The sequence below is a fragment of the Alcanivorax sp. DP30 genome (genome assembly GCF_009882945.1).
Taxonomy (GTDB): domain Bacteria; phylum Pseudomonadota; class Gammaproteobacteria; order Pseudomonadales; family Alcanivoracaceae; genus Alcanivorax.
The window spans coordinates 2927-16395 of the sequence record NZ_WTUY01000002.1; the positions used below are offsets into that span (position 1 = coordinate 2927).

The following is a 13469-nucleotide window of genomic DNA, read 5'->3' on the forward strand; positions in this document are numbered from 1 at the left end:
AGATTTCCTACAGATCTAATCGGTGTTCGCTGATGGAAATCTGCCCATAAGGACAGTATTTTTTGAGTCATGGATCAGCATGGAGGCGACCATGACACGAGCGCGTTATCAGCAGGTTTCCCTTGAGGAAACGCCGTATTACCACTGTATTTGCCGTTGTGTGCGCAGGGCTTTCTTGTGCGGTCGGGATCATTATTCTGGTCAGGATTATGAGCATCGCAGGCAATGGGTGGTGGAGCGCCTGGCGACGCTGGTTGAGGTGTTTGCGATTGATCTGTGCGCCTATGCAGTGATGTCCAATCACTACCATGTGGTGTTGAGGGTAGATCAGGGCAGGGCGCAGGGCTGGTCTTGTCGGGAGGTGGCGGTACAGTGGATGCGGCTATTTTCTGGGCCGCCGCTGGTGAAGCGATGGCTAAGGGACGAGACCTGTGAAGCCGAAACCTTGAAAGCCCTGGAAATCGTGGAGCAATGGCGCTGTCGGTTATATGACCTTGGCTGGTTCATGCGCTGTCTGAACGAACATCTGGCCCGGCGAGCCAACGAAGAAGACGGCTGCAAGGGCCGCTTCTGGGAAGGTCGCTACAAAAGCCAGGCGCTGCTGGACGAGAAAGCCGTGCTGGGCTGTATGGCATATGTGGATCTTAACCCTGTTCGTGCCGGCATGGCTGCGACACCCGAAGCTTCCGATTTCACCTCTCTCCAGCAGCGAAGCCGCGCTGTCCTGAATCTGCCATCCACTGACAAGCTCCCGGTGCTGTTACCCATGGTGGATGCAGAACATATCGAAACGGATGACGACGCCACTGTATGCCCTATGCGTTTGATGGATTATCTGGTGTTGGTCGATGCCACTGGCAGGGTCATGCGTGAAGACAAACGTGGGGCCATCGATAGCGCTGCGGCGAATATTCTTGAGCGCATGGGTATTGATGCGCGTGCCTGGGTGAAGCACATGGGGCCCCGGAAGCGGAGAACGCCGCTGGCGGTGGGACCGATAGTGAAGGTGAAGGCCTTTGCGGAGGCGACGGGGCGGCGTTGGATTGCCGGGCAGTATTCGTCCTGGGCTCTTGGATAAAGCTGGGGAAATAAATTTATGGGTGTCCCTACTTGGAAAGCAGTTTGTCTATGGTTGGTTGATTTTTGATCATTTATTTGCGTTTGTGATCTATGTACACTTGGAACTGATAACCAGTACAAAGCAGCCTGGGCGAGATGGCTGTGGTGAATTCAGGACAAGAGGAAAGAACTCTGGGCGATTTTTCTCACTCTGCTGTTGCCGACAGATGGTGAAAACCAGTGGTGTGCATGCCCCTATGCCTCTCTTTCATGCGTTGGAGAAAATAACCTGTGGCATTGAGATTGCGCCTGATCAAGGCAGTGCTGGAGTGTTTTTTGTGGAGTAGACATCCCAAAATGGTGCTGTACTTTATTCGCCGGACTGGCTTCTTGCCTAACATGTTTTGTCCTCAAACGGTGAATGACAAGTTTCTCTGGAGGAAACTTTTCGATCATGACCCACGTTTTGTCATCCTTTCCGATAAGTTGGCTTGTAAGGAGTGGGTAGAGGCAAGAGTGCCAGAGCGTCTGAAAATGGCATCGGTGCGGTGGGTTGGAGATTCCGCTGAATCCATTCCCCGGGGCTTGCTGAAAGGGGCTGCACTTATGAAGGCCAATCATGGCAGCGAGACGAATCTTTTCCTCAGGGATAACCGTTTTTCCGACGAAAAAATCGAGTCTACGATACAGAGCTGGTTGGCCTACGATCACGGAAAGGCGCATCGCGAGTGGGCGTATTCACGTGTAGAACGAAAAATTTTTATTGAGGATGAGATTACTCCGCAGTCTGGTGAGCTGGAGGAGATAAAGGTTTTTACCCATGGTTCAGATGTTGTCCGCTTGCATCACATCGGCGATCGTTTTAGCAGGAAGTGGGCAAATTGTTGGAATGTTGCAGCCGATGGCACCATGAAGCTCAGCACAGAACAGGGGCGTGTCGGCCCCCCTAATCCAGGACAGGCATTGCCGAACAAAGTGGAAGAAGCTGTTGCTTTGGCCAAACAGCTTGGCGCTGAGTTCGATCAGCTCCGAGTGGATTTTATTTTTGATGGTGAAGCATTGTGGCTGGGAGAGTTAACGGTTTATAACGAGGCTGGCTATGTGTACCTGCCTGCTGCGAACGATCCTGAATCACGTTTTTCGCAGGCGTGGGATATCCGGAACACTTTTTTTCTGAGTCACCAGCACCGGCCTGGCTTTAAGCGACTATATGCGTCGGCCCTGAAACAGTACCTGGCGGCGTCTTCATTCCGGGAGATTGCCCCGAACAGTATGACCGAGAACTGAGATCTTCAAGGCAAGGCTTTCCCTTACAGGTTTAGCCCGTGGGGAAGCCTGCTTGTATTAAGCACGAGCAGGGTTTACGGCTTGTTCGGGAAAAAATTTAACTTGTATTCGATTGTTTGTGGCGCTTCGTGCGGTTTGATTCTGACCGTTCTGAGTAAGGGCAATATCCTGATTGCCAATCTTTCCAGACCTTCATCGGCTGATTTGATTTCAATATCTTCAAGATAGCCCGTTGGCTGGAATTTCAGCTTCACGACAATCCTGCCGCCCAGCATCGGGTTTGACCGGAGCTCATTCTGGTAGAAATAGTTTAACGCCATCGCCTTTTTGTCTATCTGAGCACGGATCACGGCCTGCTGATCATCATCTGAAGGGACTTTTTTAACCTCGGTGTTTGCGTTGTTTAATATCGTTGCAAGCTTATCCCAAAGGGCTTGGGCCTCTTCTTTTGTGCTGTGATCGGGCCCGCCCTGTGAGAGTACCCAGCCCAAATCTTCCACTGTTTTACGCATCAGTATGTCAACGCTACTCAGAGTGCGGTTGCTTGCACTCGGCTGCAGGTTTGTCCGTATTAACTGGATATCCTTTTCCGTTTGGGAAAGGTCAATCTCTCCGGCGAATGCCGGTAGCGCGAGAAGGGCGGTAAAGAGGGCTGTGATTACGTATTTCATGCGGTGGCGATGGTGGTTTTTTTACCTATTCTACACACCCCCAAAAAGAAAAACCCCGGCGGGTAAGCCGGGGTTTTTTGTTCCCGGTACCGCCCTTGTGAGGCAGGGCCGGAAATTGGCAGCCGGCCTGAGCGCCGGATCAAGTCCGGCGTCAGGCTGCGGTGTCAGGCGTTATACACGTTCGCTTACACGCGCTCAATGACGGTAGCGATGCCCTGACCCAGACCGATACACATGGTGGCCAGGCCGTACTTGCCGCCTTTCCATTCCAGTACGTTCAGCAGGGTGCCGGTGATACGCGAACCGGAGCAGCCCAGCGGGTGACCCAGGGCGATGGCGCCGCCGTTCAGGTTCACTTTCTGGTCGGCCACGTCCAGCAGCTTCAGGTCCTTCATGACGGGCAGGGACTGGGCGGCGAACGCTTCGTTCAGCTCCACGTAGTCGATGTCGTCGATGGTAAGGCCTGCACGTGCCAGTGCCTTCTGGGTGGCCGGTACGGGACCGTAACCCATGATTGCAGCGTCGCAGCCGGCTACGGCCATGGAAACGATCCGCGCGCGGGGCTTGAGGCCCATTTCTTCGGCCTTGGCGGCGCTCATGACCAGCATGGCGGACGCACCATCAGACAGGGCAGAGGCGGTACCGGCAGTGACAGTGCCGTTGGCCGGATCGAACACCGGACGCAGTTTCTGCATGTCGGCCAGGGTGGCACCGGGACGGATCACTTCGTCGATTTCACACAGGACCTTGTTGCCTTCCTGATCGTGACCTTCGATGGGAACGATCTCGTTCTTCCAGCGACCTTCCTGGGTGGCTTCCCAGGCCAGGCGGTGGGAACGCACACCGAACTCGTCCTGCTGCTCACGGGTGATGCCGTGCATCTTGCCGAGCATTTCCGCGGTCAGGCCCATCATGTTGGAGGCCTTGGCGGTAACCTTGGAGATCTCCGGGTTGATGTCTACACCGTGATCCATGGCCACGTGCCCCATGTGCTCCACACCACCGATGACGAACACGTCGCCGTTGCCGGTCTGGATGGCCTGGGCAGCGGAGTGCAGGGCCTGCATGGAAGAACCACACAGACGGTTCACGGTTTGCGCGGCGCTGGTGCGCGGCAGGCCGGCCAGCATGGCGATGTTACGGGCGATGTTCATGCCCTGTTCTTTGGTCTGGTTTACACAGCCCCAGATCACGTCTTCGGTCTGCTGGATGTCCCAGCTGGGGTTACGCTCCATGAGCGCTTCGATCAGCAGGGCAGACAGTTTTTCGGCACGCACGTGACGGAACTGGCCATTACGGCTCTTGCCCATGGGAGTACGGACCGCGTCGACGATTACTACGTCATTAGGATTCAAACTCATTTCTCTAACTCCTTTCAGTCCGTGGCTTAGGCGAAGAAAGACTCGCCCTTGGCGGCCATGTCTTTGAGCATCTGCGGTGCTTCGTAGATGCCACCCAGGTGCGCGTACTTGTCGCACAGCTCAACAAAGGCTTGTACGCCGATGCTGTCGATGTAGCGCAGCGGGCCACCACGGAAGGGAGGGAAGCCGATGCCGTAGATCATGGCCATGTCGGCCTCGGCAGCGGAACCAACGATGTTGTCTTCCAGACAGCGAACGGTTTCGGTGCACATCGGAATCATCATGCGAGCGATGATTTCGTCGGCATCGAACTCTTTGGTTTCGGCGACGTGCGGCTTGATCAGCTCGTAGGTGGTCTCGTCGACAACCTTCTTGGTCTTGCCTTTCTTGTCCAGCTCGTACTTGTAGAAACCCACGCCGTTCTTCTGGCCATAACGCTCGTTTTCGAACATCACGGTGGAGACGTCCTTGAAGTCGTACTGCATACGCTCGGGGAAGCCTTCGGCCATGACGGCAGCAGCGTGAACACCGGTGTCGATGCCAACCACGTCCATCAGGTAAGCCGGGCCCATGGGCCAGCCGAACTTCTGCATGACCTTGTCCACGGCCTGGAAGTCAGCGCCGTCACGCATCAGCATGCCGAAGCCGCCGAAGTACGGGAACAGAACGCGGTTAACCAGGAATCCGGGGCAGTCGTTAACGACGATGGGGTTCTTGCCCATTTTCTGGGCGTAGGCCACCAGGGTCGCTACGGTTTCGTCGGAGGTCTTCTCACCACGGATCACTTCCACCAGCGGCATCATGTGTACCGGGTTGAAGAAGTGCATGCCAGCGAAGTCCTGCGGACGGTCCAGGGCTTCGGCCAGCTTGGTGATGGAGATGGTGGAGGTGTTGGACGCCAGAACGGTGCCTTCCTTCACTTTGCCTTCGGTCTCGGCCAGTACGGACTGCTTGATCTTCTGGTTTTCTACAACGGCTTCAACGATCACGTTGACGTTGTCGAAATCACCGTAGTTCAGGGTCGGACGGATGGCGGACAGGACTTTACCCATCTTGGCGGCATCCATCTTGCCTTTGCTGACGCGCTTGGCGAGCAGCTTGGAGGCTTCGTTCATGCCCAGGTCCAGCGCCTTGTCGGCGATGTCCTTCATGATGATCGGGGTGCCTTTGAGGGCAGACTGGAAGGCGATACCGCCACCCATGATGCCGGCGCCCAGTACCGCAGCCTGATTGATTTCCTTGGAGGCCTTGGCAGTTTTGCCGTTGACCTTCTTCACCTGCTGGTCTGCCAGGAACAGGCCGACCATGGCGGTGGCTTGCGGGGTCTTGGCGATCTTGGCGAAGCCTTTGGCTTCCACTTCCAGCGCTTTGTCGCGGGTCATGCCAGCGTGAGCCTGCATGGCTTTAACCGCGGCCACCGGGGCGGGGTAGTTCTTGCCAGCCTGACCCATGACCATGGCCATGCAGGTCTGGAAGGCCATCATGTTTTCCATGGGCGGCAGCTTCAGGGGCTCGAGCTTTTCCTGACGCTTGGCGCGGAAGTCGAGCTTGCCGTCCAGGCACTGCTTGACCAGGTTGATGGCGGATTCGTTCAGCTTGTCGTGGGCAACCACGGCATCGGCAACACCCACTTTCAGGGCCTTGTCGGCGCGGTGCTGGCCACCAGCGGCGATCCACTCAACGGCGTTGTCCACACCGATGACACGGGGCAGACGCACGGTGCCGCCGAAGCCCGGGTACAGACCCAGCTTCACTTCCGGCAGACCTACCTGAGCCTTCTCGCTGAGGACGCGGAAGTCGCCAGCCAGACACATTTCCAGACCACCACCCAGGGCGATGCCGTTGACGGCGATCACTTTGGGAATGTCCAGATCTTCAAAGGCGTTGAAGACCTGATTGGATTTCAGACACCAGGCTGCGATTTCGTCTTCCGGCAGCTTGAACATGTCGGTGAATTCGGTGATGTCGGCGCCAACGATGAAAACCCCTTTGCCGGAGGTCACGATCAGGCCCTTGATGTCGTTGTTGCCCTGAATGGCTTCGACGGCCTTACCGAGATCTTCCACGGTTTCCTGGTTGAACTTGTTGACGGACTCGCCCTGAAGATCGAACTTCAGTTCGGCGATGCCGTCGTCAAGCAGTTGTACGCTTACGGCGTTGCCTTGATAGATCATAGCGTTTGCTCTCCAGTCCCAAAGTACGCGGCTAACGTGGCCGCTTTGGTAGTGCCTGTTTACCCCCTCTTTACCGAAAGGGGCCCCCAAATTGGGGGAGGCGGCGCGATTCATGTGAGTGTTTGCTTACATAAATCAACGAACTTGTAGGCCCGCAAGTATAGGGAAGGTGGATGACTTTTTTAGCCCTAATTTGTGACTAATTGGTCGTAGCGGTTTGCCTGGTGAAAAAATCATCACCGACTCCCTGTGATTCCGGGTCGCATCCTGCGATGGATCGGGGTGGGCCGTGTGGCGCCACCGCAACCGCACCAAGGATGCGCCTTTATGGCGCTGTCTTCAAAAGGAAGTGGAGGGATACACCGTGTCCGCAATGTTGCCGGCTGGTGAGTGGATCTGTTGCGGGTTGCGTGCAGCGTGAGGCGTCGTATTTAAGGTACACTGCCCGGCATCTCATTCCTGCTGCCGTAGGAGCTTGCCTGCAAGCGAATGCCTGAGCGACGAGTGGAAAGACAGTAGTTTCGAACAGCAAAACCTGAACCCGCTTGAGCCAGGTTTTCGTCACTCTTGCCTAGTGACTCGCTTCTTGTCTTCTTCGCCTGCAGCCAGGTTCCTACAGTGGCGTTGCTTCAGGTTGTTTGATGTCCATCGAAAAGCTCAGTTTGCCCACCATCACCCGTCGCCCGCAGTTCACACCGGACTGGCCGGATGTGCCGCCTTTGCTGGCACGGATTCTGGCTGGCCGGGGGGTGGACGATCCGGCGCAGCTGGAGCTGGCGTTGAAACGGCTGCCTCACCCGCAGGGGTTTACCGGGCTGGCCGGGGCGGTGGCGCTGCTGATGGAGGCCCGTCAGCAGGGCTGGCGCATTTGCATCGTTGGCGATTACGACGCCGATGGTGCCACCGCCACCACCTTGATGGTGCGTGGGCTGGAGCTGCTGGGCTTTGCGCGCCCGGACTTTCTGGTGCCAGACCGTTTTGAATACGGCTATGGCCTGTCGCCGCCCATCGTGGAACTGGCCGAGCAGCAATTCCAGCCGGACCTGATCATTACCGTGGATAACGGTATCGCCAGCGTGGACGGGGTGGCTGCCGCTCGCGCCCGGGGTATTCGCGTGTTGATTACCGATCACCACTTGCCCGGCGATACGCTTCCGGAGGCAGACGCGCTGGTCAATCCACGCCTGCCTGGCTGCGAAGATTTTCCGGCGGCGAATCTGGCCGGGGTGGGGGTCGCTTTCTATTTATTGATGGATTTGCAGCGCGTGTTGCGCGCCGAAGGGTTTCAGCCCACCCAGCCGATCACCGATCTGCTGGATCTTGTGGCGCTGGGCACCGTGGCGGATGTGGTGGTGCTGGATGACGCCAACCGGGTGCTGGTGGAGCAGGGCCTGCGGCGCATTCGTGCCGGCAAGGGCTGCCCGGGAATCCGCGCGTTGCTGCGGGTGGCCGGGCGCGATCCCGGTCGGGTGCTGGCGGCAGACATGGGCTTTGCGGCCGGGCCACGCCTGAATGCAGCAGGCCGTCTTTCCGACATGACCCATGGCATTGCCTGTTTGCTTGCCGAGACCGATGCCGAGGCGATGGAGATGGCACAGGAGCTGGACACCATCAACCGCGAGCGCCGCTCCATTGAGCAGGGCATGCGCGATGCAGCCATGGAAGAAGTAAACCGGCTGAATGCGGACAATCTGCCGGCAGGGCTGTGTCTGTATGGCGATAAATGGCATGAAGGGGTGGTGGGGATTCTGGCCTCGCGGGTCAAGGAAGCCATTCACCGCCCGGTGATTGCCTTTGCCCCGGCCCAGCAGCCGGGCACGCTGAAAGGCTCAGGCCGCTCCATCCCCGGCCTGCATCTGCGTGATGCGCTGGATGCGGTGGCTACCCGCAATCCCGGCCTGCTGAGCAAATTTGGCGGCCATGCCATGGCAGCTGGATTGTCGCTGGATCTGGACCAGCTGGATCGCTTCAAGGTGGCGTTCGAGGCCGTGGTGGCGGAGATGCTGTCACCCAAGGCGCTGGAGCGGCGGGTGGAAACCGACGGCGAGCTATCTGATCAGGATTTGACCCTGGGCAATGCGGAGCTGCTCAGCCACCGCTTCCCCTGGGGGCAGGGCTTCCCGGCACCGTGTTTCGATGGTGAATTTGAGGTGCTGCAGCACAAGATTGTCGGTGAGCGGCACCTCAAGCTGACATTGGGTCTGCCTGGCATCAGTGGTGTGATCGATGCCATTCATTTCAATGTGCCGGTGGAGGCATTGCCGGGCAAGATCCGCCGGGTGCGCGGGGTGTATCGGCTGGAGGTGAACGAGTTCCGCGGGCAGCGCAATCCGCAGTTGCTGTTTGAGCATTTGATACCGGTGTAAGCCCCTATACTTGCGCGGTGGGCAGGGCATTGGAAGCGAGGGACGAGTTTCGAAAACCCACCATCAAGCTCTCCGGTTTTGCTTTTCGAAACCCGCTTCTCGTCACTCGTTACTGCTTTCAACGCCTCACTTCGGTTGTCTGGCTTCGCTTGGTTCGCGCCTCGAGAGGCGCTCCTACAGTGGGCTTGTACCGTAGGCGCGCTCTGTGCCCTTCATGGTATGCCTGCAAGAGAATGGGGTCGATTTCGAGGAGCGCAGCGCGAGGTTCTGCCTTTCGTAACTGGTTTCCTTGTTATTCGAAACTCTGCGATTGATTTACGCGAGGCGATCAGGGCGACGACGGGGGCGTGTTGCGGAAAGCGTCAAGCATGTTACGTCATCACGATGCCTGCCGCGCCCCGGCGCGGACGCCGGGAGCGGGTGGAGAGAACCTGGGGGATGTGAAGGGATCAGGCGCAGTAGCGGCCGTACTGACTCAGGGCCTTGCTGCTGTGCGGATCGACCAGATCAACCCACACCTGCATGGAGTCCTGGTTGCGGGTGTTTTGCAGGTTGCTGAAATCGCCGGGGGTGAAGTTCCCTTTCAGGGTGTCGCCGGCTTGCGGGCTGATGCCATCCAGTTGCTTGACCAGCACCATGCCATTACTCGAATTGAGCAGCATGTATTCACAGCTCTGGCTGAGGATCACGGTGGCTTGCTGGTCTGCTGCGTTAGCCTGGCCGGTGAGGAGCAGGGCGCCAGCCAGTGCGGCACCGCAGAGATGCATTTTAAGTGCTGACATGATTAGTCCTTCCCTTGTTATTGTCACTAAACAGTCGTTCTTGATTCACCTTACTGCGCTAGCCGAAACGATCCTGTTGTGGATTGGCAGTGAAGCTGTAACGTCTGTGTAGTGTTTTATTACGTTCCATCGACTTTCGAGCATCTCACAAATAGTGGCACTGCAATATCAACGTTTCGTGCTGTTGTTGGGTAGGGATTTCGGCTGATCCTGCAGGCTTTTCGTAGGTGGAAAATCACTGAATAGCGGGGGTGTCTGAGCGTCATCCGCCTCCCGGGATCAGCACGGAAATGCCGGGGAGGGGGGATGAGCGAGGCTGGGCGGGCGGAATCCCGGTTAAAGGAAAGCCTGTCTGTGGGGGGCTTCCAGCAAAATTGTCGACAATGGCTGTTCAGCGGCGGGGTTTTTGCTAGGATTGCGCTCTGCCTCCGCACTCCAACTTACACAAAGGGGGAGCGCAGGTCGCCGTTTCTTTGATGTGTAGCCCACAAGGCTTCACCCGCATTGACTCTGTGGCGGGCTATCGTCTGCCGCAGTTGTGTCCTTAACGGAGGGGATCCGATGAAAACCATACACAAGCACCGCCTCAATGTGTCTACCGATGTGCAGGAGATTCGCCTGCCAGAAGAGGGCAAGGTGCTGAAAGTAGATTATATCCTGCAGGATGCGGCCATCTGCATGTGGGTGGAAGTGGACGCGGATACCGTGATCGACACCCCCAAGGAAGTGCGTACCTTCAAGGTATTCACCACGGGCTCTGGCATCCCGGACAACGCCAGCTATCTGGGCACCACCATTGACCACATGAAAGCCCATGCCTACCACGTCTACGAACTCAAGAACTGACTGTCCACCTCTCGTCAGCGGCGTCGCAAACCGCTAAACTGCGCCGTTTCCCCGGGCCTGCTCCGGCAGGCCTGCAAGGCCCGATCATTTGACGATCTGAAGTGAGACGTAATGGAAGTCAATCCGCTGCGCACCCATCTTTCTGAACTCTCTGAGCGTGTGGAAGCGCTTAGGGGGTATCTTTGACTATGCTACCAAGCATGAGCGACTGACCGAGGTTTCCCGCGAGCTGGAAAGCCCGGATGTCTGGAACGACCCTGATTATGCCCAGGGTCTGGGCAAGGAGCGCGCCCAGCTGGAAGGGGTGGTGAAGACCATCGACGATTCCACCCAGGGCATTGCCGACGCCAAGGATCTGCTGGAGCTGGTTGTCGAGGAAGGCGACGAGGACAGCCTGCCAGAAGTGGAAAGCGAGCTGGAACGGCTGGAAAAGCTGGTTGCCGATCTGGAGTTCCGTCGCATGTTCTCCGGTCAGATGGACCCCTGTAACGCCTATCTGGACATCCAGGCCGGTTCCGGTGGCACTGAGGCCCAGGACTGGGGCGAGATGCTGCTGCGCATGTACCTGCGCTGGGGGGAGGCCCACGGTTTCAAGACCGAGCTGGTGGAGGCCTCTGCCGGTGATGTGGCGGGTATCAAATCCGCTACCATTCGTTTTGAAGGGGATTATGCCTACGGCTGGCTGCGCACCGAGACCGGTGTGCACCGTCTGGTGCGCAAGAGCCCGTTCGATTCCGGCGGTCGCCGCCATACGTCCTTCAGCTCCGTATTTGTATCCCCGGAAGTGAATGACGATATCGACATCGAGATCGATATGGGCAACATGCGGGTGGATACCTACCGCGCATCCGGCGCCGGTGGTCAGCACGTTAACCGGACCGATTCGGCGGTACGTCTGACCTATACCTTCAAGGACGAGGGCGGCACCGAGCACACGGTGGTAACCCAGTGCCAGAGCGAGCGGAGCCAGCACCAGAACAAGGACAAGGCCATGAAGATGATGCAGGCCAAGGTCTATGAGCTGGAAATGCAGCGCCGCAATGCCGAGAAGCAGGCTCTGGAAAACAGCAAGGCGGACATTGGCTGGGGCAGCCAGATCCGTTCTTATGTGCTGGATGATGCCCGCATCAAGGATCTGCGCACAGGCGTCGAGAACCGCAACACCCAGGCGGTGCTTGATGGCGCGCTGGATCCCTTTATTGAAGCGTCCCTGAAAGCGGGATTGTAATGACGGGTCTGACGTCGGAGGTCTGACGTCGGACGCCACCCCAAAATGTCAGGCCTCTGACATCAGACGGCTGACCAGGCATTGTTTTATTGCGTCCGACGTCTGACGTCCGGCGTTCGACCCTTGTAAGGTAAGTACATGGCTGACGAACAGAACACCGCAAACGAACAGCAGGAATCCGAGAACCGCCTCATTGCCGAGCGGCGCGCCAAGCTGAATGAGCTGCGTGAGTCCGGCAATGCCTTTCCCAATCACTTCCGTCGTGATTCCCTGGCGGCCGACCTGCAGGCGCAGTACGGCGAGCTGAGCAAGGAAGAGCTGGAAGAGAAAGGCATTCAGGTGGCTGTGGCAGGGCGTCTGATGCTGGACCGTAAGGCGTTCAAGGTGCTTCAGGACATGTCTGGTCGCATCCAGATTTATGCCAGCAAGGATGTGCAGAAGGACACCAAGCTGTGGGATCTGGGCGACATCGTTGGTGTGAAAGGGACCCTGTGCAAATCCGGCAAGGGTGACCTGTACGTGATGATGGATGAGTATTTGCTGCTCACCAAGTCACTGCGTCCGTTGCCTGAAAAACACAAGGGCCTCACCGACACAGAGGCGCGTTACCGTCAGCGCTATGTGGACCTGATCGTGAATGAGGAAAGCCGCCGGGCGTTCCAGATTCGCGCCCAGGTGGTGGCCGGCATCCGCAATTACCTGGTGAAGAAAGGGTTTGTGGAAGCGGAGACCCCGATGTTGCAGGTGATTCCCGGTGGTGCCACCGCTCGCCCCTTTGTCACCCACCACAATAGTCTGGATATGGACATGTACCTGCGCATCGCGCCGGAATTGTACCTGAAGCGACTAGTGGTCGGTGGTTTCGAGAAGGTGTTCGAGATCAACCGCAATTTCCGTAACGAAGGGCTGTCTACGCGGCATAATCCTGAGTTCACCATGCTGGAATTTTACCAGGCCTACGGTAACTATCTGGATCTGATGAACCTGACCGAAGACATGCTGCGCACCCTGGCGCAAGATGTTCTTGGTACCACTGACGTGAATTATCAGGGCGAAGTGTATGATTTTGGCAAACCTTTCGCGCGTATGACGGTGGTTGAGTCTATTCTGCACTTCAATCCTGATATGGATGCAGCGGCGCTGGCGGATGATGCCGGTGCGCGCAAGATCGCAGAAGGGCTGGGTATTCCGCTCAAGGACAGTTATGGTCTGGGCAAGGTACAGATCGAGATTTTCGAGAAAACGGTGGAGCACCGTCTCAAGGATCCGACCTTTATTACCGAGTATCCCACTGAGGTGTCTCCGCTGGCGCGTCGCATGGACGACAATCCGTTTGTCACTGAGCGATTCGAGTTCTTTATTGGCGGCCGCGAAATCGGCAATGGCTTCTCGGAGCTGAACGATGCCGAAGATCAGGCGGAACGATTCCGTGATCAGGTTGCCGAAAAGGATGCCGGTGACGATGAAGCCATGTTCTTTGACGAAGATTACGTGGCAGCTCTGGAACATGGGCTGCCGCCGACGGCGGGTGAGGGCATTGGCATAGACCGTCTGGTCATGCTGTTCACTGATTCCCCGTCGATTCGGGATGTGATTCTTTTTCCGCACATGCGCCCTCAGGGGCGTGGCTAAACCTTTTGGGGCACGGTTTGTGCCCCTGCCTGTGCGGGCTGAGGGAGAGTGACACGAACCCTG

General features: G+C 57.3%; 10 protein-coding genes. 6 read left to right on the forward strand and 4 right to left on the reverse strand.

Going from position 1 to position 13469, the window contains the following annotated elements; translation table 11 throughout:
- Nucleotides 1-91: 91 nt before the first annotated feature.
- Complete coding sequence (locus GQF00_RS00605; RefSeq protein WP_161317026.1) at nucleotides 92-1078, forward strand: transposase; 987 nt, start codon at nucleotides 92-94, stop codon at nucleotides 1076-1078.
- A gap of 272 nt (nucleotides 1079-1350) precedes the next feature.
- Nucleotides 1351-2346 (forward strand): ATP-grasp fold amidoligase family protein, encoded by a 996-nt coding sequence (locus tag GQF00_RS00610; RefSeq protein ID WP_161317028.1) that lies wholly within the window; start codon nucleotides 1351-1353, stop codon nucleotides 2344-2346.
- Nucleotides 2347-2420: 74 nt separating this feature from the next.
- On the opposite strand, the gene GQF00_RS00615 is transcribed toward GQF00_RS00610, so the two are convergent.
- From GQF00_RS00615 to fadB, 3 genes are all read right to left on the reverse strand, one after another.
- Nucleotides 2421-3017 (reverse strand): hypothetical protein, encoded by a 597-nt coding sequence (locus GQF00_RS00615; protein WP_161317030.1) that lies wholly within the window; start codon nucleotides 3015-3017, stop codon nucleotides 2421-2423.
- Nucleotides 3018-3202: 185 nt separating this feature from the next.
- Complete coding sequence (gene fadA / locus GQF00_RS00620) at nucleotides 3203-4378, reverse strand: acetyl-CoA C-acyltransferase FadA (RefSeq protein ID WP_161317032.1); 1176 nt, start codon at nucleotides 4376-4378, stop codon at nucleotides 3203-3205.
- Nucleotides 4379-4404: 26 nt separating this feature from the next.
- Complete coding sequence (gene fadB, locus GQF00_RS00625; RefSeq protein ID WP_161317034.1) at nucleotides 4405-6552, reverse strand: fatty acid oxidation complex subunit alpha FadB; 2148 nt, start codon at nucleotides 6550-6552, stop codon at nucleotides 4405-4407.
- A gap of 641 nt (nucleotides 6553-7193) precedes the next feature.
- Between fadB and recJ the strand changes: the two genes are divergently transcribed.
- Entirely contained in the window at nucleotides 7194-8918 is a 1725-nt protein-coding gene (recJ, locus tag GQF00_RS00630) for a single-stranded-DNA-specific exonuclease RecJ (protein WP_161317037.1), read from the forward strand.
- A gap of 449 nt (nucleotides 8919-9367) precedes the next feature.
- On the opposite strand, the gene GQF00_RS00635 is transcribed toward recJ, so the two are convergent.
- The gene (locus GQF00_RS00635) at nucleotides 9368-9700 is read right to left on the reverse strand and encodes a hypothetical protein (protein ID WP_161317039.1); all 333 of its coding nucleotides are present in this window, start codon (nucleotides 9698-9700) and stop codon (nucleotides 9368-9370) included.
- A gap of 561 nt (nucleotides 9701-10261) precedes the next feature.
- Between GQF00_RS00635 and GQF00_RS00640 the strand changes: the two genes are divergently transcribed.
- The 3 genes from GQF00_RS00640 (at nucleotide 10262) to lysS (ending at nucleotide 13406) form a co-directional block, all read left to right on the forward strand.
- Nucleotides 10262-10546: a hypothetical protein gene (locus tag GQF00_RS00640; protein WP_161317041.1), complete on the forward strand. Its 285-nt coding sequence runs from the start codon at nucleotides 10262-10264 to the stop codon at nucleotides 10544-10546.
- A 111-nt stretch (nucleotides 10547-10657) separates the two neighbouring features.
- Nucleotides 10658-11774, forward strand: a protein-coding gene (gene prfB, locus GQF00_RS00645) for a peptide chain release factor 2 (protein ID WP_161317043.1) whose coding sequence is annotated in 2 segments (ribosomal slippage) — nucleotides 10658-10729 and nucleotides 10731-11774 — 1116 coding nt in all. Because the reading frame shifts where the segments join, the coding sequence is not laid out codon by codon here.
- Between the two features lie 138 nt (nucleotides 11775-11912).
- Nucleotides 11913-13406 (forward strand): lysine--tRNA ligase, encoded by a 1494-nt coding sequence (gene lysS / locus GQF00_RS00650; protein WP_161317045.1) that lies wholly within the window; start codon nucleotides 11913-11915, stop codon nucleotides 13404-13406.
- The last annotated feature ends 63 nt before the right edge of the window (nucleotides 13407-13469 follow it).